The 22,828-nt window shown below is 72.0% G+C and carries 24 protein-coding genes and 1 riboswitch; of the genes, 13 read left to right on the forward strand and 11 right to left on the reverse strand.

Annotated elements, in window-relative coordinates; all coding sequences use genetic code 11:
* Positions 1–35: 35 nt before the first annotated feature.
* The 3 genes from CP980_RS18585 to otsB all read left to right on the forward strand — a co-directional run bounded on the left by CP980_RS18585 (position 36) and on the right by otsB (position 2,584).
* A complete protein-coding gene (locus tag CP980_RS18585) occupies positions 36–1,337 on the forward strand; it encodes an extracellular solute-binding protein (RefSeq protein ID WP_229907308.1) in 1,302 nt (433 codons plus the stop codon).
* Positions 1,338–1,431: 94 nt separating this feature from the next.
* Positions 1,432–1,668 carry a DUF3263 domain-containing protein gene (locus CP980_RS18590; protein WP_048475765.1) on the forward strand — a complete coding sequence of 79 codons (237 nt, stop codon included), beginning with the start codon at positions 1,432–1,434 and terminating at the stop codon, positions 1,666–1,668.
* A 67-nt stretch (positions 1,669–1,735) separates the two neighbouring features.
* Positions 1,736–2,584, forward strand: coding sequence for a trehalose-phosphatase (otsB, locus tag CP980_RS18595; RefSeq protein WP_132757777.1), 849 nt, complete (start codon positions 1,736–1,738; stop codon positions 2,582–2,584).
* 147 nt (positions 2,585–2,731) lie between these two features.
* On the opposite strand, the gene CP980_RS18600 is transcribed toward otsB, so the two are convergent.
* Both CP980_RS18600 and CP980_RS18605 read right to left on the reverse strand, forming a co-directional pair.
* Positions 2,732–4,171: an alpha,alpha-trehalose-phosphate synthase (UDP-forming) gene (locus CP980_RS18600; protein ID WP_132757776.1), complete on the reverse strand. Its 1,440-nt coding sequence runs from the start codon at positions 4,169–4,171 to the stop codon at positions 2,732–2,734.
* Positions 4,172–4,216: 45 nt separating this feature from the next.
* Entirely contained in the window at positions 4,217–5,194 is a 978-nt protein-coding gene (locus CP980_RS18605; RefSeq protein ID WP_099895519.1) for a glucosyl-3-phosphoglycerate synthase, read from the reverse strand.
* Between the two features lie 206 nt (positions 5,195–5,400).
* Positions 5,401–5,550, forward strand: a riboswitch (SAM riboswitch).
* On the opposite strand from CP980_RS18605, the gene thrC reads away from it, so the two are divergent.
* From thrC to groL, 4 genes are all read left to right on the forward strand, one after another.
* On the forward strand, positions 5,544–6,842 hold the full coding sequence (gene thrC, locus CP980_RS18610) for a threonine synthase (RefSeq protein WP_132757775.1): 1,299 nt from the start codon (positions 5,544–5,546) through the stop codon (positions 6,840–6,842). It overlaps the preceding riboswitch by 7 nt.
* Positions 6,843–6,892: 50 nt before the next feature.
* Positions 6,893–7,171 (forward strand): MoaD/ThiS family protein, encoded by a 279-nt coding sequence (locus CP980_RS18615; RefSeq protein ID WP_030156974.1) that lies wholly within the window; start codon positions 6,893–6,895, stop codon positions 7,169–7,171.
* Positions 7,172–7,554: 383 nt separating this feature from the next.
* The gene (locus CP980_RS18620) at positions 7,555–7,758 is read left to right on the forward strand and encodes a cold-shock protein (protein ID WP_005315736.1); all 204 of its coding nucleotides are present in this window, start codon (positions 7,555–7,557) and stop codon (positions 7,756–7,758) included.
* Positions 7,759–8,092: 334 nt separating this feature from the next.
* Positions 8,093–9,715: a chaperonin GroEL gene (gene groL / locus CP980_RS18625; RefSeq protein ID WP_099891226.1), complete on the forward strand. Its 1,623-nt coding sequence runs from the start codon at positions 8,093–8,095 to the stop codon at positions 9,713–9,715.
* Between the two features lie 85 nt (positions 9,716–9,800).
* On the opposite strand, the gene CP980_RS18630 is transcribed toward groL, so the two are convergent.
* A complete protein-coding gene (locus CP980_RS18630) occupies positions 9,801–10,298 on the reverse strand; it encodes a Uma2 family endonuclease (RefSeq protein ID WP_229907307.1) in 498 nt (165 codons plus the stop codon).
* A 213-nt stretch (positions 10,299–10,511) separates the two neighbouring features.
* On the opposite strand from CP980_RS18630, the gene CP980_RS18635 reads away from it, so the two are divergent.
* Entirely contained in the window at positions 10,512–11,111 is a 600-nt protein-coding gene (locus CP980_RS18635; RefSeq protein ID WP_150528639.1) for a phosphoribosylanthranilate isomerase, read from the forward strand.
* Positions 11,112–11,139: 28 nt separating this feature from the next.
* Here CP980_RS18635 and CP980_RS18640 read toward each other — a convergent pair whose 3' ends face one another.
* Positions 11,140–12,810 (reverse strand): serine/threonine-protein kinase, encoded by a 1,671-nt coding sequence (locus tag CP980_RS18640; protein ID WP_150528640.1) that lies wholly within the window; start codon positions 12,808–12,810, stop codon positions 11,140–11,142.
* A gap of 92 nt (positions 12,811–12,902) precedes the next feature.
* The gene (locus tag CP980_RS18645) at positions 12,903–13,229 is read right to left on the reverse strand and encodes a protease inhibitor I9 family protein (RefSeq protein WP_150528641.1); all 327 of its coding nucleotides are present in this window, start codon (positions 13,227–13,229) and stop codon (positions 12,903–12,905) included.
* A gap of 377 nt (positions 13,230–13,606) precedes the next feature.
* Between CP980_RS18645 and CP980_RS18650 the strand changes: the two genes are divergently transcribed.
* Both CP980_RS18650 and CP980_RS18655 read left to right on the forward strand, forming a co-directional pair.
* Complete coding sequence (locus tag CP980_RS18650) at positions 13,607–14,803, forward strand: S8 family peptidase (RefSeq protein ID WP_132757769.1); 1,197 nt, start codon at positions 13,607–13,609, stop codon at positions 14,801–14,803.
* Positions 14,804–14,908: 105 nt separating this feature from the next.
* Positions 14,909–16,312, forward strand: coding sequence for an outer membrane protein assembly factor BamB family protein (locus tag CP980_RS18655; protein ID WP_150528642.1), 1,404 nt, complete (start codon positions 14,909–14,911; stop codon positions 16,310–16,312).
* Between the two features lies 1 nt (position 16,313).
* On the opposite strand, the gene CP980_RS18660 is transcribed toward CP980_RS18655, so the two are convergent.
* Positions 16,314–16,502: a DUF397 domain-containing protein gene (locus CP980_RS18660; protein WP_132757766.1), complete on the reverse strand. Its 189-nt coding sequence runs from the start codon at positions 16,500–16,502 to the stop codon at positions 16,314–16,316.
* Entirely contained in the window at positions 16,495–17,331 is an 837-nt protein-coding gene (locus CP980_RS18665; RefSeq protein ID WP_132757765.1) for a helix-turn-helix domain-containing protein, read from the reverse strand. Before CP980_RS18665 ends, CP980_RS18660 begins: the two co-directional genes overlap by 8 nt.
* Positions 17,332–17,446: 115 nt before the next feature.
* On the opposite strand from CP980_RS18665, the gene CP980_RS18670 reads away from it, so the two are divergent.
* Both CP980_RS18670 and CP980_RS18675 read left to right on the forward strand, forming a co-directional pair.
* Entirely contained in the window at positions 17,447–17,665 is a 219-nt protein-coding gene (locus tag CP980_RS18670; protein WP_099891242.1) for a hypothetical protein, read from the forward strand.
* Positions 17,662–18,192 carry an amidase gene (locus CP980_RS18675; RefSeq protein WP_229907305.1) on the forward strand — a complete coding sequence of 177 codons (531 nt, stop codon included), beginning with the start codon at positions 17,662–17,664 and terminating at the stop codon, positions 18,190–18,192. Before CP980_RS18670 ends, CP980_RS18675 begins: the two co-directional genes overlap by 4 nt.
* On the opposite strand, the gene CP980_RS18680 is transcribed toward CP980_RS18675, so the two are convergent.
* The 3 genes from CP980_RS18680 to CP980_RS18690 all read right to left on the reverse strand — a co-directional run bounded on the left by CP980_RS18680 (position 18,182) and on the right by CP980_RS18690 (position 19,823).
* Complete coding sequence (locus CP980_RS18680; RefSeq protein WP_132757763.1) at positions 18,182–18,595, reverse strand: PIN domain-containing protein; 414 nt, start codon at positions 18,593–18,595, stop codon at positions 18,182–18,184. The two genes, CP980_RS18675 and CP980_RS18680, sit on opposite strands and share 11 nt — an antisense overlap.
* Positions 18,592–18,864 (reverse strand): CopG family transcriptional regulator, encoded by a 273-nt coding sequence (locus tag CP980_RS18685; protein ID WP_132757762.1) that lies wholly within the window; start codon positions 18,862–18,864, stop codon positions 18,592–18,594. Before CP980_RS18685 ends, CP980_RS18680 begins: the two co-directional genes overlap by 4 nt.
* Positions 18,865–19,106: 242 nt before the next feature.
* Positions 19,107–19,823: a DUF4232 domain-containing protein gene (locus tag CP980_RS18690; RefSeq protein WP_132757761.1), complete on the reverse strand. Its 717-nt coding sequence runs from the start codon at positions 19,821–19,823 to the stop codon at positions 19,107–19,109.
* A 214-nt stretch (positions 19,824–20,037) separates the two neighbouring features.
* On the opposite strand from CP980_RS18690, the gene CP980_RS18695 reads away from it, so the two are divergent.
* Positions 20,038–21,258, forward strand: coding sequence for a helix-turn-helix domain-containing protein (locus CP980_RS18695; RefSeq protein ID WP_150528643.1), 1,221 nt, complete (start codon positions 20,038–20,040; stop codon positions 21,256–21,258).
* Positions 21,259–21,296: 38 nt separating this feature from the next.
* On the opposite strand, the gene CP980_RS18700 is transcribed toward CP980_RS18695, so the two are convergent.
* On the reverse strand, positions 21,297–22,781 hold the full coding sequence (locus tag CP980_RS18700) for a PTS transporter subunit EIIC (protein ID WP_150528644.1): 1,485 nt from the start codon (positions 22,779–22,781) through the stop codon (positions 21,297–21,299).
* Between the last annotated feature and the right edge of the window lie 47 nt (positions 22,782–22,828).

Here is a 22,828-nt window from a genome sequence, read left to right on the forward strand (position 1 = left end):
GGATCGTACGTACAACAAGGGGTGGATCGAGAACTGTGAAGGGCCGTTACCAGAGCCTGGCCGCGACCGGCGCCGCGCTGAGCCTGACCGCCGCGGCACTCACCGGCTGCGGAGCCGTGGGGAGCATCACCGGGGACAACGAGGTGACCCTGCGGGTCGTGGCGGCCGACTACGGGGACAATCCGCAGAACTCCTCGGCGGGCTACTGGAAGGACCTCGCCGCGGGCTTCCAGAAGGACCATCCGGGCGTCAAGGTCGAGGTCAGCGTCTACTCCTGGTCCGAGGTCGACGCCAAGGTCGCCGAGATGGTCAAGGCCGGCAAGGCCCCCGACATCGCGCAGATCGGCGCGTACGCCGACTACGCGGCCGCCGGAAAGCTGTACACGGCGGAGGAGCTGCTCTCCGTCAGCACCGAGGCCGACTTCCTGGCGCCGCTCGCCGACGCCGGCAAGGTCCGGCGGGTCCAGTACGGGATGCCCTTCGTGGCCAGCACCCGCCTGCTCTTCTACAACGAGAAGCTGCTGACGGACGCCGGGGTCCTGCCGAAGGACGCCAAGGGCGGCTGGCAGCCGAAGAGCTGGGCCGACCTGGAGGCCGCCGCGAAGAAGCTCAAGGCCGCGGGCGTGGCGACGCCGTTCGCGCTGCCGCTGGGCCGCGAGGAGGCGCAGGCCGAGACGATGATGTGGATGCTCGCGGGCGGTGGCGGCTACACCGACAACGAGGAGGCGTACGCGATCGACTCCGCCGACAACGTCAAGACGTTCGAGTTCCTGCGCGACAAGATGGTCGGCCAGGGGCTGACCGGGGCGCTGGAGCCGGCGAAGACGGACCGGCAGGCCGCGTTCGACGCCTTCACGCGGGGCGAGGTCGGCATGCTCAACGGCCACCCCACGCTGCTGAAGCAGGCGGCCGAGAAGGGCGTGAAGTTCGGCATGGTGGCCCTGCCGACCGAGGACGGCACCGAGCACCCGACGATGGGCGTCGCGGACTGGGTGATGGCTTTCAAGAACGGCCACCGCAAGGAGTCCGGGAAGTTCCTGGACTACCTGTACGAGGCCAAGAACGTGACGACGTTCACCAACAAGTACGACCTGCTCCCGGCCACCACGACCGGCTACCGGGCGATGGACGCCAGTACGGGCGGCTCGGCCACGCAGCTCAAGACGTTCCTGCAGGCGCTGCCGAACGCGCGGCTCTACCCGGTCGGCAAGAAGTCCTGGGCCGGGGTCAGCGAGGACGTCAAGCGGAACATCGGCAAGAGCGTGCAGCCGGGCGGACAGCCGGCCAAGGTCCTGGAGGCCATCGCCGAGTCGGCGCGCAAGGCGGACGCGCAGTAGGGGCGCGGGCCGGGCGGGCGGTGGCGGCGCGGGCCGGGCGGGCGCCGGGGGGCGCGGCCCGGCCGCTGTCACCGGGCGACGTTAATCTGGCGGTATGACGGACGACGTGGGGCTGACGGCCACCGAGGCCGCGGTGCTCGCGTACGAAGGACGCACCTGGCCCGGGCCCGGAGCCAAGGAGCGGGCGATACGGGAAGGGCTGGGGATGACCCCGGTCCGCTACTACCAGCTGCTCAACGCGCTGATGGACGACCCGCGCGCGCTGGCCCACGCCCCCGGCACCGTCAACAGGCTCCGCCGCATCCGCGAGGCGCAGCGGGCCCGGCGCTGAGGCCCGCCCGTGGCGCCCGGGGGCCGCGCCGTAGCCGTGGCCCGGCGGGGCCGTTAGGGTCGTCCGTATGGGGAGCCATCCGCACGACTTGCCGATGCCCGTCACCGCTGCCGGACGTGAGGGCCTCGAAGCCCTGCTCCGCGCACCCCGCCGTTCCGTGGTCGCGCTCGATTTCGACGGTACCCTCGCCGAGATCGTCCCCGACCCGGACCAGGCCCGGGCCCACCCAGGGGCCGTTCCGGCCCTGTCCGCACTCGCCCCCGAGGTCGATTCGGTGGCCGTGATCACCGGTCGGCCGGCCGGCGTGGCCGTCCGCTACGGGGGCTTCGCCGGCGTTCCCGGACTGGAACACCTCGTGGTCCTCGGCCACTACGGCGCCGAGCGCTGGGACGCGGTGACCGGCATCGTCCACGCCCCCGCCGAGCACCCGGGGGTCGCCGCCGTACGGGCGGAGCTGCCCGGGTTCCTGGAGTCCATCGGCGCCTGGCGCGGCACGTGGATCGAGGAGAAGGGCCGGGCGCTGGCCGTCCACACGAGGCGCGCCGACGACCCGGCGGCGGCCTTCGCGGCACTGCGCGAACCCCTGGCCGAACTGGCGGCCCGCCACGGGCTCATGGTGGAGCCGGGCCGCGCGGTCCTGGAGCTGCGCCCCCCGGGCATGGACAAGGGCGTCGCCCTGACGGAGTTCGTGGCGGAGCGGGATGCGGAGGCGGTCCTCTACGCGGGCGACGACCTGGGCGACCTCGCCGCCTACTCCGCGGTGGAGAAGCGCCGGGCCGACGGTCTGCCGGGGCTGCTGGTGGCCAGTGGCTCGGTGGAGGTCCCCGAGCTCGCCGCCCGGGCCGACCTGGTCCTGGGCGGCCCGGCCGAGGTGGTCGGCTTCCTGGCCGCCCTGGCCGGAGCCATCCGCGGCTGACAGGCCCGGCCCTGCGGGGCCGGTCCTCCCCGTCCCCGTCCCGTTCACCGGGGCAGGCCCCTCACCTCCCGGGCCCGCCCGGGGCCGGGAGGGCCCGGGAAACGGTGGTAGGGCGGGTAGGGGGAGCGCTCCGCGCAGCGGCTGCCGTCAGGCCTCGCGCAGGGCGTCCAGCTGGGCCGTGAACCAGGCCGTCGGGGGCAGGGCGGTGGCGGCGGCGGCCAGGCGCTTCGTGCGCTCCAGCCGCTCGCCCGCCGGCATGGACAGCGCCGCGTGCAGCGCCTCCGCCGTCGCCGTCACGTCGTACGGGTTCACCGTCAGCGCGTCCTCGCGCAGCTCCCCGTACGCCCCCGCCCCGGTCGACAGCACCAGCGCGCACCCCGCGTCCGACACCACCGGGATCTCCTTGGCCACCAGGTTCATCCCGTCCCGCACCGGGTTGACCAGTGCCACGTCCGCCAGCCGGTACGCCGCCAGGGAGCGGGCGAAGTCGTCCTTCACCGACACCAGCACCGGCTGCCAGTCCCGCGTACCGAACTCCTCGTTGATCCGCTCGGCCAGCTCCCGTACCGCCTGCGTGTAGGACCGGTAGACCTCCAGGTCCTGCCGGGAGGGGTACGCCGAGGCCAGGTGCACCACCCGCCCGCGCCACTCGGGGTGCGCCGTCAGCAGCTCCCGGTAGGCCAGCAGCCCCCGGATGATGTTCTTCGACAGCTCCGTCCGGTCCACCCGGACGATCGCCTTGCGGTCCCCGACCTCAGTCCGCAGCGCGGCCAGCTTGTCGTTGACCTCCGGCCGGTGCGCCAGCGCCCGCAGCTCGTCCTCGTCCACGCCCAGCGGGTACACGGCCACCTCGGTGGAGCGCGCGTCCGCGCCCGCCTTCCGGTGCCGCACGCCGCGCCGCCGGTCCCCGGCCGGTCCCGCGCTGCCGCTCGCGTCGTCGATGTGCGCCCCGGCCACGAAGGCCTCGGCCCAGGCCCAGGTGTGGAAGCCCACGACGTCCGCCCCGAGCATCCCCCACAGCAGCTGCGCGCGGATGTCGTCGGGAAGCATCCCCAGGAACTCCGGCGAGGCCCACGGGGTGTGCGTGAAGTGGCTGATCCTCAGGTCGGGCCGCAGTTCGCGCAGCTCACCGGGGACCAGCGCCAAGTGGTAGTCCTGTACGAGCACGGCCGCGCCCTCGCCCGCCTCCTCGGCCAGTGCCACCGCGAAGGCGTGGTTGTACGCGGCGTACGCGTCCCACTGCTGCCGGAACCGCGCGTCGAACACCGGCTCGCGCGGGATGTCGTACAGGTGGTGGTGGGTGAACCACAGCACCGAGTTCGCGATGCCGTTGTACGCGCCGTCGTACGTGGTGGGATCGATGTCCAGCATCCGGACGCCGGTCTCGGAGACGCCCCGCCGGACCGCCTCCCGGTCCGCGTCCGACAGCGCCGCGCAGATCCACAGCGCCTCCGGCTGGCGGGCGAGGGCGGCGGAGAGGCCGGAGACGAGTCCGCCCCCGCCGCGCCGGGCCGTGAGGGTGCCGTCGTCGCCGAGTTCGTAGGAGAGCGGGCCGCGGTTCGCTGCAACGAGTACCTGAGAAGCCATGCGGCGAACCTAGCCCGGGGCCCGCCCGCTCAAACGTCAGTTCCCTCACGCCACCCGGCGGCCGGAGTACTCCTTGACCCCGGCCATCGGCGGCCGCTCCTCGGTGTCCACGGGGTGGGTGCGCGGCGTGAACCCGTCCGGGCCGCGCTCGAACTGCGTCAGCTCCGGCCGTACGGGCGGGTGCCCCCAGCGGTGGCCGGCGGAGTTCCCGGGCGCGAGCCGCAGCTGCGCCGTCCGGTAGATCGCCGCCGCCATCCGGCCGAGTGCCTGGCCGTCCTGATGGCGGTGGAGCCGTACGCCCACGTCCACCTGGGCCAGCGCGTCCAGCCCGACGGTGTGCAGCGCGTCGACCAGCAGGCCGAGCTCCACCCCGTACCCGACGGGGAAGGGCAAACGTTCCAGCAGGGACCGGCGCACGGCGTACTCGCCGCCCAGCGGCTGGACGAAGCCGGCCAGCTGCGGCCAGTGGAGATTGAGCAGGGGGCGGGCGACGAGCTCGGTGACCCGGCCGCCCTGGCCGGGGGCGTCGCCCAGCGGGCGGTCGTACATCGCCTTGACGAACTGCACGTCCGGTTCGGTCAGCAGCGGGCCGACGATCCCGGACACGAAGGCGGAGGAGAAGTCCCGCAGGTCCGCGTCGACGAAGCAGACCACGTCCCCGCCGGTCACCAGCAGCGAGCGCCACAGCACCTCGCCCTTGCCGTGCACGGCCGGGATCCGCGGCAGGATCTCGTCGCGGTGCACCACCCGGGCGCCGGCCTTGGCGGCCACCTCGGCGGTCCGGTCGGTGGAGCCCGAGTCGATCACCACCAGCTCGTCGACCAGGGGCAGCCGCATCCCGTCGATCAGATCGCGCCGGATCACCTCGACGATCGCCCCGACCGTCTCCTCCTCGTCGAGCGCGGGCAGCACCACGCTGACCGTGGTGCCCGTCGCCCGCTTGGCCGACAGCAGCTGGTCGAGCGGTCGGTCGGCCGCGGACCAGGAGCGGTCCGCGAACCAGCGCTCCACCTCTTCCAGCACGTTCAGCACTCCCTGGTCGTCCGTAGGTAGCCCGTAGCCCTCGGCGCTTTCGGCCGAAAAGTGATCCATCTCGCGGTTCGGACGGCTGTCTCAACCACCCGGACCTTCGGTTACAGTCTTGAACAACGCGAAGGACCACCGCATGCCGGGGGTCCCCGCGCACAAACGCCCGGACGTGCCGCAGAGCGCGCGAGCCGGTGCCATACCGCTCATCCAGAGGGGCAGAGGGACACGGCCCGTTGAAGCCCCGGCAACCCTCCAGTCGGTTCTCGCGCTTGCTTGCAGCAGCGAGGTCCCCGGCTAGGGAAGGTGCCAATTCCGTCTCATGGCGAAGTGCGCCATGGGGAAGATGAGGAGAAAGGGCCTCGCCATCATGGCTGCACAGACTGTTGCCACCTCTGTCGATCTCGGACCTGCCACCGGCCTCTCGTGTCGTGAGTGCGGTACCCGTTTCGAGCTCGGCCCCATCTTCGCCTGCGTCGAGTGTTTCGGTCCGCTGGAAGTCGCGTACGACCTCCCGGCCGGCGACCCCGAGGCGCTGCGCGCGGCGATCGAGGCCGGCCCGAACAACATCTGGCGCTACGCCCCGCTGCTGCCCGTCCCCGCGGACGTGGCCTCCAAGCCCAGCCTGAACCCCGGCTTCACCAAGCTCGTGGACGCGGCCAACCTGGCCAAGGAGCTCGGCGTCACCGGCAAGCTGTACGTCAAGGACGACTCCGGCAACCCGACGCACTCCTTCAAGGACCGCGTCGTCGCCATCGCCGTCGAGGCCGCCCGCGCCTTCGGCTTCACCACCCTGTCCTGCTCCTCCACCGGCAACCTGGCCGGCGCCGTCGGCGCCGCGGCCGCCCGGGCCGGCTTCCGCTCCTGCGTGTTCATCCCGCACGACCTGGAGCAGGGCAAGGTCGTCATGGCCGGTGTGTACGGCGGCGACCTCGTCGGCATCGAGGGCAACTACGACGACGTCAACCGCTTCTGCTCCGAGCTCATCGGCGACCCGCTCGGCGAGGGCTGGGGCTTCGTCAACGTCAACCTGCGCCCGTACTACGGCGAGGGCTCCAAGACCCTGGCGTACGAGATCTGCGAGCAGCTCGGCTGGCGGCTGCCCGACCAGATCGTGATCCCGATCGCGTCCGGCTCGCAGCTGACGAAGATCGACAAGGGTCTGCAGGAGCTGATCAAGCTCGGGCTCGTCGAGGACAAGCCGTACAAGATCTTCGGTGCGCAGGCCGAGGGCTGCTCCCCGGTCTCGACCGCCTTCAAGGCCGGTCACGACGTGGTCCGCCCGCAGAAGCCGGACACCATCGCCAAGTCGCTCGCCATCGGCAACCCGGCCGACGGCCCGTACGTCCTGGACATCGCCCGCCGCACCGGCGGCTACGTCGAGGACGTCACCGACGAGCAGGTCGTCGAGGCCATCAAGATCCTCGCGCAGACCGAGGGCATCTTCGCCGAGACCGCGGGCGGCGTGACCGTCGGCGTGACCAAGAAGCTCATCGAGAACGGGCAGCTCGACCCGGCGCTGACCACGGTGGTCCTCAACACCGGTGACGGCCTCAAGACCCTGGAGGCGGTGGCCGCGGACAGCGGGCAGACCGCAACCATCCGCCCGAGCCTGGACGCGTTCCGCGCCGCCGGCCTGGCCTGATCCGCCGGACACCCCTCCCCTCCCCTCGCACCCGGAAAGGCAGTAGCGCCATGAGCGTCAACGTCCGCATCCCCACCATCCTGCGCACCTACACCGGCGGCCAGGCCGAGGTCTCCGCCGAGGGCGCGACCCTCTCCGAGGTCATCGCCTCCCTGGAGGCGAGCCACCCGGGCATCGCCGCCCGCGTCCTGGACGACCAGGGCAAGCTGCGCCGCTTCGTGAACGTCTACGTCAACGACGACGACGTGCGCTTCGAGGGTGGTCTGGACGCGGTGACGCCGGACGGCGCGGGCGTCTCGATCATCCCCGCCGTCGCGGGCGGCTGCTGATACGCGAAAGCCCAGAATTACCCCCTCCGGTAAAAGCGGAGGGGGTAATTCTGCTTGGTTGGGCGCGGTAGAGTTGGGGAAGTCCCCTCCGCTGTTCTTGCCCGCCGCATATGAGCGGGTCGCGTGATGGTTGACATTGAGTCAATGTCCGAGTGCGGTATGGGGCTTTGGCGAGATATGCCGGGTCCGAGTTGCCCAGGAATATGCCAACTTTTCACTCTATTTCAATGTATCCCCGTGTCCAGATTTCTCGTCGGATTGACCTGTTGCAGACAGCAGCGGTGCAGATACATTCAGCCCCGGTCGAGGCGTTCCGGCGCAAGTTCTGACCCGGGACCGCGAAGTGCGGTCCTGCGCAAGGGCCAGTAATAGGGGAGTTAGGCATGGCTCAGGGCACCGTCAAGTGGTTCAACGCGGAGAAGGGCTACGGCTTCATCGCGGTCGACGGTGGTGCGGATGTGTTCGTCCACTACAGCGCCATCCAGATGGACGGGTACCGCACCCTTGAAGAGGGTCAGCGGGTCGAGTTCGAGATCTCGCAGGGCCAGAAGGGTCCGCAGGCGGACATGGTCAAGCTCGCCGTCTAGTCCCGGCGCGATCGACCACCGACACGTACACGCGGGGCCCGCACCTCAGAGGAGGGGTGCGGGCCCTTCGTGCTGCCCGGGGCCGGCCGGGACCCGCCTTCTCCGAAGCCGCTTGCACTCTCGGGGGTCGAGTGCTAATCATTGGCGTTAGCACTCTCTGCTTGAGAGTGCTACTACACAGGACCGGGTCGGTGAGGCCCGCAGGGTCCGGCGGGAAGGAACCGCCGGGCACGCAGGCCGTCCGTCGCGGGCGCGGGCGCGGTCCGGAGCAATCCAAGCCTCCCCTCGTACCCGACGGTGCAGGGGGAACCCCAGTCCTGGAGGACCACTTCAGATGGCCAAGATCATTGCGTTCGACGAGGAGGCCCGGCGCGGTCTCGAGCGCGGGATGAACCAGCTCGCCGACGCCGTCAAGGTCACCCTCGGCCCCAAGGGTCGCAACGTCGTCCTTGAGAAGAAGTGGGGCGCCCCCACGATCACCAACGATGGTGTCTCCATCGCCAAGGAGATCGAGCTCGAGGACCCGTACGAGAAGATCGGCGCCGAGCTGGTCAAGGAAGTCGCCAAGAAGACGGACGACGTCGCGGGCGACGGTACGACCACCGCCACCGTGCTCGCCCAGGCGCTCGTCCGCGAGGGCCTGCGCAACGTGGCCGCCGGCGCCAACCCGATGGCCCTCAAGCGCGGCATCGAGAAGGCCGTCGAGGCCGTCTCCGGCGCCCTGCTGGAGCAGGCGAAGGACGTCGAGACCAAGGAGCAGATCGCTTCCACGGCCTCCATCTCCGCCGCCGACACCCAGATCGGCGAGCTCATCGCCGAGGCCATGGACAAGGTCGGCAAGGAAGGCGTCATCACGGTCGAGGAGTCCCAGACCTTCGGTCTGGAGCTGGAGCTCACCGAGGGCATGCGCTTCGACAAGGGCTACATCTCGGCGTACTTCGCCACCGACATGGAGCGTATGGAGGCGTCGCTCGACGACCCGTACATCCTGATCGTCAACTCGAAGATCGGCTCGGTCAAGGACCTGCTGCCGCTCCTTGAGAAGGTCATGCAGTCCGGCAAGCCGCTGCTGATCATCGCCGAGGACGTCGAGGGCGAGGCCCTGTCGACCCTGGTCGTCAACAAGATCCGCGGCACCTTCAAGTCCGTCGCCGTCAAGGCCCCGGGCTTCGGCGACCGCCGCAAGGCCATGCTCGGTGACATCGCCATCCTCACGGGCGGCACGGTCGTCTCCGAGGAGGTCGGCCTCAAGCTGGAGAACGCGGGCCTGGACCTGCTCGGCCGCGCCCGCAAGGTCGTCATCACCAAGGACGAGACCACGATCGTCGACGGTGCCGGTGACAGCGACCAGGTTCAGGGTCGCGTCAACCAGATCCGCGCCGAGATCGAGAACTCCGACTCGGACTACGACCGCGAGAAGCTCCAGGAGCGCCTCGCGAAGCTGGCCGGCGGCGTGGCCGTCATCAAGGCCGGTGCCGCGACCGAGGTGGAGCTCAAGGAGCGCAAGCACCGCATCGAGGACGCCGTTCGCAACGCGAAGGCGGCCGTCGAGGAGGGCATCGTCGCCGGTGGTGGCGTGGCCCTGCTCCAGGCCTCCGCGGTCTTCGAGAAGCTCGACCTGCAGGGTGACGAGGCGACCGGCGCCAACGCCGTGAAGCTCGCCCTGGAGGCCCCGCTCAAGCAGATCGCCGTCAACGGTGGTCTTGAGGGCGGCGTCGTCGTGGAGAAGGTCCGCAACCTGACCGTCGGCTGGGGCCTCAACGCCGCCACCGGCGAGTACGTGGACATGATCGCCGAGGGCATCATCGACCCGGCGAAGGTCACCCGTTCCGCGCTGCAGAACGCGGCGTCGATCGCGGCCCTCTTCCTCACCACCGAGGCCGTCATCGCCGACAAGCCCGAGAAGGCCGGCGCCCCGGCCGGCGGCGGCATGCCGGGCGGTGACATGGACTTCTGATCGGCCCCTGGCTGATCGGCTGTTCTTCGACCGAGGGCGGCACTCCCCACACGGGGGGTGCCGCCCTCGGGCGTTTCCGGGGCCCCTAGAAGCCGGTGGTGTCGAGGGAGAAGCCGAAGGGCTCGGGGACGGGCAAGTCCTCGCCGAAGGCGACGGTCTTGCGAGAGCGGTAGCCCTGCGGGGAGGGGTCCGAGAAGCAGGTGATCTCGGATCCCTGCATGTCCACGACCAGGTAGACGGGCACGATCCGGCCGTACACCTCCAGCTTCTCCTCCCAGTCGGCGTCCTTGGTGGACACGGAGGTGAACTCGCCGACGAGGGACAAGGCGGCGCCGTCCGCGTGGCGGCCCTCCTCATCGAACGCGGCCTCGTCCGCGACGTACAGGTCCGGCCCGTAGCCGCGCTGAACCGACGGGAACTGGAAGAGGAAAGGGGAGGTGTCTGCGAAATGCCCCTCGGGAAGGTGCGCCTGAAGCTGCTCGCGCAGCGCCCGCATGCGACGGGAGTAGCGAAGCCTGGACCACGGTGACACGACGATCTTCCCCCGGATGAGCTCGGCCTTGTAGCCGTCAGGTGTGTCCATCTCCTCGACCGTGCGCAGGAGCGTCTCGAATGTCGGTGGTGCCGCCTGCTCTATCGGTGTGGCCCGTTCAACCATGATCGTCACCGTTGTCCTCCGCGTGGCGTGCCGTGCACGGGGCGTGAGCCCCCGTTCCAGGCTAGCGGCGCAAGGAAGGACCCGCCCGGTCCCCGGGACGGATCGCCACCCAACAGGGCGGTTTGGTTGACTGGGGGGATGAGCGAGCTGTTCGTGAAGATCTGCGGGCTGAAGACCGGGCCCGATGTCGACGTGGCCGTTGCGGCCGGGGCGGACGCCGTCGGCTTCGTCTTCGCCCCGGGGAGCCCCCGTACGATCGGCGCCGACGCGGCGCGGGAGCTCGCGGCGCGGGTACCGGAATCGGTGCTGACCGTCGGGGTGTTCCGGGGGCAGCCGGTCGAGGAGGTGCGGCGGCTGACCGAGGAGAGCGGCGTACGGGGGGTCCAGCTCCACGGGGACGAGGGCCCGGAGTACTACGAGGCGCTGCGCGCCGAGGGCCGGACCCTGCTGCGGGCCACCGCCGAGCACGTGGAGCGCTGCGGGGAGTACGGGGAGGACCTGCTGCTGCTGGACGCGCCCGACCCCGGCTCCGGCAAGCCGTGGAACTGGGGCTCGGCGCAGTTCACCGCCCCCGAGGGCCGCTGGCTGCTGGCCGGCGGGCTGACCCCGGGCAGCGTCCGGGAGGCCGTGGAGACCACCGGCGCCTGGGGCGTGGACGTCTCCAGCGGGGTGGAGCGGGAGCGCGGGGTGAAGGACCCCGCCCTGATCCGCGCCTTCGTCGAGGCCGCCCGGGGCTGAGCCCTGACCCCCTGGGGGGCTGGCCGCGTCAGGCCGCGCGCCACACCGTCATGTCCGCGGTGATCCAGCCGGGCAGATCGGGCAGCCGCACGACCGGCTTGGTCTGGATCACGAGCAGTGCGATGTCCCCCGAGGGGTGCCGGAGGCAGATCTCGGTGCCGGGCGCCGATGCGGCCAGCGGCAGCTCGTGCTGCGTGGCGGCCTTCGTGAGGAGGCCGCACGTGTCGAGGTTGCCGGTGCCGGGATCGGCGTACAGCTGGACGATCACGCTCGTGTCGCTCGCCAGCGCGCAGCTGTTCTTCTCGCAGTCCAGACGGATGTCCCCCGTGCGGTCCTCCCGCCGGACCGGGTCCTTGATGCCGATCGAGTTCTCCTGGTCCAGCCGAACCTGGGGGAAGGGGACGGCTGCGGGCGCCTTGGAGGCCTTGGGCGTACTCGCCGCGGACCCGCCGGGCCCGGTGGACCCGCCGGACCCCTTGGACCCGCCGGACCCGGTGGTCTTGCCGCCGCTCGCCGGGCCGGAGGAGGTGGCCGCGGCCGCGCTCCGTTCGCGCGCCCGGTCCGCCGCGTCCATGACCTTCCAGGCCAGCCCGGTCAGCAGGACGGCCGACACCGTCACCACCGCGCCGACGATCAGGGCGGTACGCCGCCTGCGCCGCCGCCGCTCCTCCGGCGTGAGCGGCGTCGTGGCCGGCGGTTGCCAGGCCATCGGGGACGGCTGCGACGGCTGCGGCGAATGCGGTGGCCGCGACGGCTGCGTGCCCAGGGCCCGCGTGTGCACCGACGTGGGGTCCGGGACAGGGGCCGGGACCACCGGCTCCGGCCCGGCCACCTCCCGCCAGACGGCCGGACCGCCACCCGCGTCCGCGTCCCCGCCCAGCCGCTGCCTGCACCACGCCACGACCTCCGCCGGGGTGGCGCGATCGTCGGGATCGGCTGCCAGGCACCGGGCGATCAGCGGGCGCAGCGACTCCGGCAGCCGGGACAGGTCGGGCTCGGAGTGCACGATCCGGAACAGCACGCTGACGGACGGGCCGTCCCCGTACAGCGGCTCGCCCAGCGCGGCGAACGCCGCCGTCTGTCCCAGTGCGAAGACATCGGTGGCCGCCGTGGTCTCACCGGCCAGCGCCTGCTCGGGGGCCATGTACTGGGGCGTGCCGATGGCGCTGCCCGTGGCGGTCGGCGAGGTGGTGTCGGACGCCAGCGAGATGCCGAAATCGATGACGCGGGGCCCGTCGGCGGCCAGCAGTACGTTCGACGGCTTCAGATCGCGGTGCACGATCCCCGCACCGTGGATGACCTGCAAGGCCTCGGCCACTCCGGCCATCAGCCACAGCACCGCCGGGACCGGCAGCGGTCCGCGCCGGGCCACGGCCTCCGACAGCGAGGGCCCCGGCACGTACACGGTGGCCAGCCAGGGCGGCGACGCGTCCACGTCGGCGTCGATCAGCTCGGCGGTGTACGCACCCCGGACCCGCCGGGCCGCCTCCACCTCCCGGCGGAACCGCCGCCGGAACGCCGGGTCCTCGGCCAGTTCCGGCCGCACCACCTTGATCGCCACCGGGCGGCCGCCCGGCGTGTGCGACAGGTAGACCCGGCCCATGCCGCCCGCCCCGAGCCGGGCCGCGAGGCGGTAGCCGGAAACCGTCTGCGGATCGTCCTCGCGCAGGGGCTGGAACGCCTCGGTCGCGCTGTTCATCGGTCTCCCCCCGAATCCCCCGACCAACCGACGGGTTGATCGTCCTCACCCTAAGTGGCGGGCGGGCGGGGCGGCGCAGCGGCCGGGAGCCGTCAGCCTGCCGAGGTGCTGCCGTCCTGCTCGACGGCCTCGACGCCCGGCAGTGCGTGCAGCGCGGCCACCTGGCCGGGGCTGAGCGGGGCGGCGAAGCCGTGCAGGGTGGAGCGGAACACGTGGACCGGGGTGACGCCGACCAGCTGCGCCACGCCGGCCGGGTCGAGGTCCCTCCGTACGGTGACGATGTAGGTGGGGTGGTCGGCGGGGGCCGCGTACGGGGCCGGTTCGCGGGTGGCGGCCGTCGCCGCCGGGGCGGGCAGGGCGGCGAAGGCGGCCAGTACGGCGACGGCTGCGGGCAGGGTCCGGCTCAGACGGGTGCGCATGGGCCGAGGCCATCACGTGCGACGGCGCAGGTCAACCACGTCCGAGGGGGTGGCGGGGGCATCGGGGGGCGCACCGGCCGTGCGCTCGCTGGTGTGGGGGCGGACCGTACGGGTGATCTTGCTTGGCGGTCGTCGGCGGTACGCGGCGGGGCCGTTCGGGGCACGGCCTTGACGGCACAGGGGATAACCCTCTCTGCAGTTTGTGCGACCGGGAGCGCGGGCGTCGACGGCCGGCGACCGGCCAGGCGGTGCACGGTGGTTCATGACGCGCCCGGGTGGCACCGATGGAAGGGAAGGCCGCCCCGCAGGCACTCGTCCTGGTCGGGGCGGCTCCTTCATGCCGACCTGCCGTCCCACCCCTCCAGGGAGTTCCTTCCATGCGCCTGCTCGCACGCCTGGCCACCGCCGCCCTGCTCACCGTGCCCCCGGTCGCGGCCGGTACCGCCGCCGCCGACACTCCGGAGCCGACCCCGGTCCCGCTGCACACCGCCGCGAACGCCGTACCCGGCAAGTACATCGTGACCCTGGAGAAGGGGGTGGACGCGGCGAAGGCGGCGACGAGCCTCGGCCTGAAGCCGTCGTTCGTCTACTCGAAGGCCATGAACGGCTTCGCGGTCCCGCTGACCCCGCTCCAGCTCCAGATCGTCCGGGTCAGCCTCGGGGTGAAGTCGGTCACGCAGGACGCGAAGGTGCAGTCCGGGCTGATGCCGAACAAGACCCCGGGCATGCGGGCGCCCTCCACGTCGTGGGGGCTGGACCGCATCGACCAGAGGGAGTGGGACCGGGTCAACGGAAAGGGCGACGGCCAGTTCACCACCACGGGCAACGGCACCGGGGTGACCGCGTACATCCTCGACACCGGCATCGACTACACGCACGACGAGTTCGGCGGCCGGGCCACCTTCGGCTTCGACGCGATGGGCGACGGGCGCAACGGCCTCGACTGCAACGGCCACGGCACGCACGTCGCCGGCACGGTCGCGGGCAAGACGTACGGGGTGGCGCGCAAGGCGAACCTGGTCAGCGTCCGCGTCCTCGGCTGCGACGGTACGGGCACGTACTCGGGGATGATCGCCGGACTGGACTGGGTGGCCAAGAACGCCAAGCAGCCGGCCGTCCTGAACGGCTCCCTGGGCGGGGACAAGTCGGTCGCGCTGAACGACGCCGCGACCGCCCTCTCCGACGCGGGCGTGCTGCCCGTCATCGCGGCGGGCAACTCCTCGAAGGACGCCTGCACGGTCTCGCCCGCGTCCGCCGACCGCGTGTTCACGGTCGGTGCGAGCAACAAGTGGGACGAGGAGACGAGCTTCTCCAACTACGGCACCTGCCTGGAGGCCTACGCCCCCGGTGAGGCCATCGTCTCGGCGAAGCTCGGCGGCGGCAGCGTGGCCCTCGACGGCACGTCGATGGCCTCGCCGCACGTGGCCGGTGTGGCCGTCCTCTACAAGCAGGCGCACCCCACGGCGGCCCCGGACGAGATCGCCGAGTTCCTGGAGACGGAGTCCACCAAGGACGTCCTGACCAACATCAGCAAGGCCAGCCCGAACATGCTGCTGTTCACCGCCGGTCTCTGACCGTCTCCGGGTCCGGACGGACCCGCTCCGGCCCGTGCGGCAGCCGCGCACGGGCCGGGGTCATGTCCTGGCGCGTGCGCGGCTAGGCTGCGGGCCGGGGGGATCATGGACACGCCACCGCCGCCGCTCGTGAAGCGGCTCCGGGACCACGTACGGCTCGCCGCGGCCTGCGCGTTCAGCGCGGTCGCGGTGCTGTGGGCCGTGCTGTGCGTGAAGTTGACCGCCGCGGACATGGCTCCCGCCCTCGTGTGCGGGGACGGGGGCTGTCCGCGCGGGCTCGGCACGCTGGTGCTGTGGGCCGTGGCCGCCGGGCCGGCCGCGGGCGGGCTGTGGTGGTCGGTCGTGAAGGGCCGCGCGTACCGGTCCGCCGGCGGCTGGACCGCGGCGGTCGTCGTCGCGCTCGTCGCGCTGTGGCCCGGCTGGCTCGGCTTCTCGTGGCTGCGCGGCCCGCACATGGACCTCTTCTCGTACCAGGCCCCAGGGAGTTCGGCAGTCGGGAAGCCGCTCGGCTCCTGGGCGGGGCCCCCGGCCACCGGGTTCGTGGTCCGGGCCGGCGCGGACGGCGTGACCGGTTACGACGGGGAGGGCCGCCACGGCTGGAGCCTGCGCGTTCCGGCGGGCGGGGCGGTGTGCGCGATGAGCGCGGACAGTCCCTCCGGTACCGGTCTGCTGACCTTCGCCACCGTGCTGGACGGCTGCGGAGGCCGCCTGGTGGCGGTGGACGTCACCTCCGGCAAGCAGCTCTGGACCATTAACATCCCGCACCTCGTGGGTCGGCCGGCCGCGGGCGGCTCCTTGGCCGTGACCGCGACCGCGGACGCCGTGGTCGCGTACGACCTGGCCACCGGTGCCGATCGGTGGCGCTCCCCGCTGCCCGCGGGCGCCTCCGCGACGGAGGTGGCCGCCGGCCCCGATCGGGTCCTGCTCCTGGCCCGGACCGGCGAGGGGGTCGAGCTGTTCGCGCTCGACGCCCGCACCGGCGGCGTCGCCTGGCGGCACCCGATGCCGGTCGGGTACGAGTCCCCGCGCATCGTGTCGGCCTCTCCGCCCGCCGCCGTCGGTGACGGCCGCCTGGTGGTGTTCGACGAGGCGGGCCGCCCGCGCGCGGAGCCGGAGGCGCCGTACGTCCCGACCACGGGCGAGGCGGACTGGCTGGTCGCGGGTGACGTGCTGTACGCGTCGGTCCCGGAGCGCGAGAAGCGTGAGCTGCTGGCGGCGTTCTCGCTGAAGGACGGCCGCCACCTGTGGACCCGCGCCTTCGACCAGGACTGGCGGGTCCGCGCCCTGGCCGCCGACCGGTACGGCCGGATCGCCGTGGTCACGGAGGGCGGGTACACCCACCTCTGGCACCTCGCCCCGGGCACCGGGAAGCCGACCGGCGAGCCGACGGTCCTGCGGGGCCTGCGGCTGGGCGAGTCGTTCGCCCTCTACGGCAGGACGTTCGTCAACCTCGACGACGACGGCCGCCTCCCGCCGGTCTTCGACGTGGCCCCGACGATCGGCTGGTGAGTCAGAGGCTGGTGACGAACGCGGTCCAGGCAGGGCCGTTGAAGGTGAGGTGCGGGCCGTCCGGGACCTTGGAGTCCCGGACGGGGACGATGCCGGGGTGGCCGTCGGCGACTTCTAGGCAGTTGCCGCCGTCGCCACCGCTGTGGGTGGACTTCCGCCAAGTGGCTACCGACAGATCGTACTCAGGCATGCTGATCATGTTCGTAATCCTCCGCCACCGACTCGACCAGGGCCAGGGACTTGCGCGGCGACAGCGCGCTGGCCGTAAGGAGATCGTAGGTCAGGGTGTGGCGGGCAACGGTGGCCGGATCGTCGAACAACTGGCCCATCCCGATGCCGTCCACGTAGGCGAGTGGGGGTGCGTCATCGAAGGACATGAGCTTTAGGGCGCCGTCCAGTCCCGCGTGGAAGCCTGCGCTGAACGGCAGTACCTGCACGATGATTCTGCGCGACCGAACCAGGCTCGCGATGTGTCGCAGGGCCTCCGCCAGGATCGCCGTGTTCTCGCCCGCCCTGCGGAGGACCGCCTCGTCGAGCACACACCAAAACAGGGGGGTTGTTGGATCACTGAGCAGCGCGGCCCTAGCCAGTCGGTTCGTGACCAGCTCGTCGATGGTCTCCTCCGTGGCCGTCGGCTGGTACGCGCGGAATACCTCCCGCGCGTACGCCTCCGTCTGGAGCAGTCCGGGGATCAGCTGGGGCGCGTACTCGCGGATGGCCTTCGCCAGAGCTTCGGCCTCGGCCGCCGCCGCGAAGTGGTCCGGGTACTTGGACTTCGCCGCCGCCCCGCAGTTGCGGCTGAAGAAGCCGTCCGTGCCGAGGATGTCGTCGATCTGCCGGGCGAACTCGATGTGCATCCGCCGGGTGCCGGCTTCGAGCTGGCCGATGAACGAGCCGCTGACGAAGAGGGGTTCGCCCAGCTCGGCCTGGCTGAAGCCCGCGCGTTCGCGAGCCACCCGCAGTTCGGCGCCGAGCAGGGCGCGGGGTGAGGAGGACGGGTCGAGGTTCTTACCTGCCATCGCAACTCTCCTGGCAACACGTGCCGTTGTTGAGGTGTCCGTATGGAAAGGCTAGCGAGCGCGCCGCCACTCTGTGTGTCGAAGTTGAACACTCAGAGTAGAAAGGTGACATGTCATGGTGCTCAGTCCTCAGGAGCGGATGCAGGCCGCAGAGGAGGCCGTGCGGCAGCTCAAGGACTCGCTGACCGGGGTCGGGGTCGTGTTCCCGTCCCTCGGGGTGGACGGGGTTTCGGCGGCCGGTACGTACGGGCTGCCGCTGGTCGATCTGGGTCGCTGCAACCTGGACACCGCGCTCCGGCTGGCCGCCGTGCTCCACGAGCGGGCCAACCCGTGATCGGGGACGCCGCCGCCGAATGGGGCTTCGAACTCGGCTGGAAGCTGCGCGGACTGGAGCACGCCCTCCTCGGCAGCGGTTGGAAGCGCGACGGGCGGCCGGGGCCGTCCGCCTCGGGCGTGCAGCGGTTCACGCTGATCCACTGGCCGGTGGGGGAGGACACCCGCTTCGAGGACGCCCGCTACGACGGGCTGAAGAAGCGGCCGCCGCAGGGCTGTGAGGTCGAGGAGATCGGCGGGCGCTTCGGGCTGCGCTGCGAGCGGCCGGGCGCGCGGCTGCTGGAGGCGGTGGCCGAGCTGTGCGGGGAGGTCCGGGCCGGGCACGGGCTGCTCATGACCGACCTCGGGGTCGAGAAGTTGTGGGAGCGGTCGGCGGACGGCACGGACGGCTGGGGCGCGGAGGTCGTGGGCCAGCTGCTCCTGATGGCCGCCGAGCGGGGCCCGCGCCTCGGCTACGGCGTCGATGACCTGGTCCGCTTCCTGCGGACCGCAGCCGGGCCGGGCCCCGCGGGGGTGGTCAGACCCTGACCGTGGCGAGGCGTTTGCCGCAGAGGGCCGTCAGGTCCTCCGGGTCGGAGGTCAGGACGGTGACCGGCCCGGGCGCCGCGAGCGCGGTGGCGGCGAGCATGGCGTCGATGGCGTGCTTGTGCCCGTGGAGTCCCGCTTCGCGGAGCAGATCGGTGGCGCGGTGGGCGATCTCCTCCGTGACGGGTTCGACGACCACGCGGGACAGCGCCCACTTCAGTGCCGGCACGTTGATCTGAGGGTGGATCACCTCGACGAGGGTGGCGGTGCTGGTGATGACGCGCAAGTCGTCGGCGCGGGCGAGGGCGAGCCACCGCGTGATCATGCGGTCCCGCAGGACGGCCTTGGCGAGCCCCTCGCTGTCCAGGACGAGCGTGCCGCCCGGTGTTGCCGCCTGACGGGTCATGAGGCCTTCCTCTCGGGCTCGCTGTCGGACGTCTGCTCGGCGCGGGCACGCCGCTGGATCTCGCGTGTGGCCTCGATCTCTTCCTCGGTGATGGGCCCGTGCTCCGCCTCGGCGACGGCGATGAGCTCGGCGAGGTTGTCGCGCTCGATCTGGCGGGTGACGGCTGCGGTGACGTAGGCGGACAGACCCGAGGGGCCGCTGCGGGCACGAGCGGCCTCGGCGACGTCGCGGGGCATCGAGATCGAGTACTTCTGGGTGGGCTCGCTCATGCCACCCATGCTACTTCCGATGCCACCGCCGTACCCGGCGTGTGGGGTGAGGGAATACATGGTGCATAGGCTGCTGGCATATGCCGATCTGTGAAGGGTTCATCGCTGTGTGTTGGCTCGATGGTGTGATCATGCGGCGAGATTCAGGCGGGGACCGGGCCGGCCGTGCGGGTCCGGTGCCGGATGTCCGGGTCCGTGCCGGAGACGGCCGGCGAAGGGGCGTCGTATGCCGGGGCTCCGGTTCAAGAGCCCAGCGCGTCCTCGATGTTCTGCTGCCAGTACGTGACCGTCAGCGAGCTGTCGTAGTAGATGCCCTTGGCCGGCAGGGGCGGGGTGGCGGACGCGCCGCCGCTGCTATTGGGCGTGCGGCCCTGGAAGGCGATCGTGAGCTTCTGTCCGGTCGTTCCGCCCTCGCCGCTGCCGTCGGCGGCTGCCAGCATGGCCGCCGCGTGGCCCGACTGGCCGGGCGCGAGGGACACCACGGCCTGGGGGCGGGTCTCCTGCCGCGGAGCCGGGGCCCACTGCATCTCGTCGAAGCGGAGGACCGGGTAGTACGTCAGGTCGCAGGACTTCGAGCCGGTGTTCTTCACCGAGATCAGCATGTGGTTGAGCGGCCGGGCGACCGGCTGGACGGTCACCTCGGTGTTGGAGCCGTTGCACAGGACGTGATTGCCCGCGGCGGCGGCCGGGTCCGACGAGCCGCCCTTCGCCTGTCCCGAGCCGGTGCCCTTGCCCGTGCCGGTACCGGTCTTCGTGGAGCCCGGGGCGGGGGTGCCCGGGGCGGGGCTCGTGGCGCCCGTCGGCGAGGGCGACGCCGTGGAGGAGTCCGAGGCGGTCGCGGCTCCTCCGTCCTTGAGACCCGTGCCGTTCTGGCACGCGGTGAGGGCGAGCGCGGCGAGGGCGACGGCGGCGGCACCGGCGAGGCGCCGGGTCGTACGGGTGGTGCGGAGCGCGGTCATGGCTGATTGCCTTTCATATGGCCCGGCAGGGGAGGCGGTTCGTCCCGACCGGAGCCGGGAGCCGTGTGCTTGGATGACCTCAGCCTGTGGGGTGATCCGTCCCAGCCGCCGCACCCGAGGGGCAGTCAGGGACGCTGGGATGCTGAAGCAGGCTCTGAGCTGCTGAAACAGCCTGTTGCTGGGATGCGTGACGGGACACGGGGTGGGAGGAACAGTGTCGGAAGACACTGCTGATGCCGGGTTCGCCCGGCTGCTGCGAGAGCTGAAGGACAGGTCCGGGCTCAGCTACGGAACGCTCGCCAAACGGCTCCACATGAGTACGTCGACCTTGCACCGGTACTGCATCGGCGACGTGGTCCCCGCGGACTACGCACCGGTCGAACGGCTCGCCCGCCTCTGCAAGGCATCGCCCGAGGAACTCGTCGAACTGCACCGGGCCTGGGTGCTGGCGGACGCCAACCGCCCGCGCAAGGGCGGTGAGCCGGGCGCCAGGACACCGAGCGCGCCGGCGCCCCCGCCGAACGGGCGCCGCCGGATGCGCACGGCCGTCCTCGTGGGGACCGCCGTGGCCGTCGTGGCCGGGGCGGGGGCGGTCATCGCGTACCTGCCGATACGGGAGAGCGGCGTCCGGGAGCGCCCCGCCGGTGCCGTGTCCCTCGCGGACGGCGCGGGACAGCGTACGGACGGCGGGACGACGGGGGCGTCCGAGGCGGCACGTTCGGGAGCCTCGCCCTCGCCCTCGCCCTCGGACTCCGCGCCGGCGGCCGGCGCCGTACCCACCGCGAGCCCGTCCCCCGCCGGTCGCGGCGGCGACACCGCGTCCGGTACGCCGGTGAAGGTGACCACCCAGCCCTACACCTGGGAAACACCGTGCGAGCAGCACTACCTGATCGAGAGGCCTCCGGCCCAGGTGGCCCCGCCGCCCCTGGAACGGGACGCGCCCGCGTGGGTGGGGGCGGTCGGAGCCGTGTCCGCGGGCGGGCAGTACGTCACGCTGACCCTCCAGGGCACCGGCAAGGACACCGTGGTCCTGGAGAGCCTGACCGTCCGTATGGCGGGCAAGCGTGCGCCGCTCGCCTGGAACGACTACGCCATGGGCTACCCGGGCGTCGGCTGCGGCGCCGGGGTGCCGACGCGCTCCTTCACCGTCGCCCTCGACGCCGTGCGCCCGGCCGTCGTACCCGAGGCGGGGCAGCCGAACTTCCCGTTCAAGGTGAGCGAGTCCGAACCGGAGGTGTTCTACGTCAAGGCCGACGCCTCCGCCTACGACGTGAGCTGGTACCTGGAGCTCGCCTGGACGAGCGGGTCCCGCCACGGCACCGTCACGGTCGACAACGGCGGAAAGCCCTTCCGTACCAGCGGTCGCAACGGGCGGCCCGGCTACGAGTTCCCCCTCGGCGGCGACGGCTGGGTCCCGGCGGGAACGACTCACTGAGCGGCCGTACCGGACCGCCACGGCGGCCGGCGGCGCCGTCAGGTCATCGCCGGTTCCTTGTCGGCGTCCGCCGTCGGGGCGGTGGCCGCAGGCGGCTCCTGGTCGGCGTTGAGCTCGGTCAGCATCTGGCGCGTGAAGCCGAAGAAGTACGTGGCGGCGAAGCCGGCCAGGTAGCCGGTCAGCAGCCCGCCCGCGTAGATCGCCAGGTTCGTGCCGAGCCCCGAAGGACCGTCCAGCAGCGGGAACAGGGCCCAGCCGGACGGGCCGATGGCGGTGGCGCCGAACGGGAGCCCGAGCTGGTTGAAGAGCCCGACGAACGCCCCGCCCGCCGCACCGCCCACGCAGGCGGTGACGAAGGGGCGGCCGAGCGGGAGCGAGACCCCGTAGATCAGCGGCTCGCCGACGCCCAGGAAGCCCGCCGGGAGCGCGGACTTGATGGTGGTGCGCAGGGACCGGTTGCGCGGCAGCCGGCAGTAGACGGCGAGCGCCGCCCCGACCTGGCCCGCGCCCGCCATGGCGAGGATCGGCAGGAGGGCGGTGTGGCCGGTCTGCTCGATGAGGGTGGTGTGGATCGGGATCAGCGCCTGGTGCAGCCCCAGCATCACCAGCGGCAGGAACAGTCCGCCGAGGACGAGCCCGGCGAAGGCCCCGCCGGCGGAGAGCAGCCAGGTGGCGGCGGAGCCGATGGCGGTGGCGACCTCACCGGCCAGGAACATCAGGCCGTAGATCGTCACCAGCCCGGACACCAGGACGGTGAGCGTGGGGGTGACCAGCGCGTCCACCGTCTCGGGGACCCACCGGCGGCACAGCCGCTCCACGTGGACGGCGAGGAAGGCGGCGGCCAGGGCGCCGAGGACCCCGCCCTGCCCGGGGGAGAGGTGCTGGCCGAAGGCGTCGATCTTCGCGACGCCCGGGAAGACGATGATCGCGGCGACGGCGCCGCCCAGGACCGGCGTACCGCCGAACTCCTTGGCCGTGTTGTAGCCGACGAAGACGGCGATCAGCGACATGAATCCGGAGGCGATCGCGGCGAGCGCGGGGACCACGGCGGGCAGCCAACCCGTGTTGAGCAGGACGCCGTTCAGGCCCGCGATGATGCCGCAGCCGATGAGAGCCGGGATCAGCGGGACGAAGACGTTCGCGATCCGGCGCAGGAACAGTTTCACCGGCGTGCTGTTGCGGGCCTTCTGTTCCTGCTTCAACGCGGCGCCCCGGTCGGCGAGTTCCTCGGCGGTGACCGGCGTCCGGGGGGTGCGGGGGGAGCGGCCCTCCTCGACCAGCGCCTCGAACTCCGGGGTCACCCGGGCGACCGTCCCCGGCCCGAGCACGATCTGGTAGGTCTCGTCCTCGACGACGCCCAGCACCGCGGGCAGCGCCCGCAGCGCCTCGTCGTCGACCAGCGAGCGGTCGTGCAGGGCGATGCGCAGCCGGGTCATGCAGTGGGCGATGGAGCTGATGTTGTCCGGGCCGCCGACCAGGGGGAGGATCGCGGCGGCGGTGGCGCGGTTCTTGTCAGTGGACATGTGGTGATCGCCTTGCGTCGGGGAAACGGGGCAGTCAGCGGGTCAGG

The sequence above is a fragment of the Streptomyces vinaceus genome (genome assembly GCF_008704935.1).
In the GTDB taxonomy this organism is placed as follows: Bacteria; Actinomycetota; Actinomycetes; order Streptomycetales; family Streptomycetaceae; genus Streptomyces; species Streptomyces vinaceus.

Bases quoted from the DNA above. Each gene is read 5' to 3' on its own strand.
- CP980_RS18590 (WP_048475765.1), top strand. From the start codon at position 1,432: ATGACGGACGACGTGGGGCTGACGGCCACCGAGGCCGCGGTGCTCGCG.
- otsB (WP_132757777.1), top strand. From the start codon at position 1,736: ATGGGGAGCCATCCGCACGACTTGCCGATGCCCGTCACCGCTGCCGGA.
- CP980_RS18600 (WP_132757776.1), bottom strand. From the start codon at position 4,171: ATGGCTTCTCAGGTACTCGTTGCAGCGAACCGCGGCCCGCTCTCCTAC.
- thrC (WP_132757775.1), top strand. From the start codon at position 5,544: ATGAGGAGAAAGGGCCTCGCCATCATGGCTGCACAGACTGTTGCCACC.
- CP980_RS18615 (WP_030156974.1), top strand. From the start codon at position 6,893: ATGAGCGTCAACGTCCGCATCCCCACCATCCTGCGCACCTACACCGGC.
- CP980_RS18620 (WP_005315736.1), top strand. From the start codon at position 7,555: ATGGCTCAGGGCACCGTCAAGTGGTTCAACGCGGAGAAGGGCTACGGC.
- groL (WP_099891226.1), top strand. From the start codon at position 8,093: ATGGCCAAGATCATTGCGTTCGACGAGGAGGCCCGGCGCGGTCTCGAG.
- CP980_RS18630 (WP_229907307.1), bottom strand. From the start codon at position 10,298: ATGGACACACCTGACGGCTACAAGGCCGAGCTCATCCGGGGGAAGATC.
- CP980_RS18635 (WP_150528639.1), top strand. From the start codon at position 10,512: ATGAGCGAGCTGTTCGTGAAGATCTGCGGGCTGAAGACCGGGCCCGAT.
- CP980_RS18640 (WP_150528640.1), bottom strand. From the start codon at position 12,810: ATGAACAGCGCGACCGAGGCGTTCCAGCCCCTGCGCGAGGACGATCCG.
- CP980_RS18645 (WP_150528641.1), bottom strand. From the start codon at position 13,229: ATGCGCACCCGTCTGAGCCGGACCCTGCCCGCAGCCGTCGCCGTACTG.
- CP980_RS18650 (WP_132757769.1), top strand. From the start codon at position 13,607: ATGCGCCTGCTCGCACGCCTGGCCACCGCCGCCCTGCTCACCGTGCCC.
- CP980_RS18655 (WP_150528642.1), top strand. From the start codon at position 14,909: ATGGACACGCCACCGCCGCCGCTCGTGAAGCGGCTCCGGGACCACGTA.
- CP980_RS18660 (WP_132757766.1), bottom strand. From the start codon at position 16,502: ATGCCTGAGTACGATCTGTCGGTAGCCACTTGGCGGAAGTCCACCCAC.
- CP980_RS18665 (WP_132757765.1), bottom strand. From the start codon at position 17,331: ATGGCAGGTAAGAACCTCGACCCGTCCTCCTCACCCCGCGCCCTGCTC.
- CP980_RS18670 (WP_099891242.1), top strand. From the start codon at position 17,447: ATGGTGCTCAGTCCTCAGGAGCGGATGCAGGCCGCAGAGGAGGCCGTG.
- CP980_RS18680 (WP_132757763.1), bottom strand. From the start codon at position 18,595: ATGACCCGTCAGGCGGCAACACCGGGCGGCACGCTCGTCCTGGACAGC.
- CP980_RS18685 (WP_132757762.1), bottom strand. From the start codon at position 18,864: ATGAGCGAGCCCACCCAGAAGTACTCGATCTCGATGCCCCGCGACGTC.
- CP980_RS18690 (WP_132757761.1), bottom strand. From the start codon at position 19,823: ATGACCGCGCTCCGCACCACCCGTACGACCCGGCGCCTCGCCGGTGCC.
- CP980_RS18700 (WP_150528644.1), bottom strand. From the start codon at position 22,781: ATGTCCACTGACAAGAACCGCGCCACCGCCGCCGCGATCCTCCCCCTG.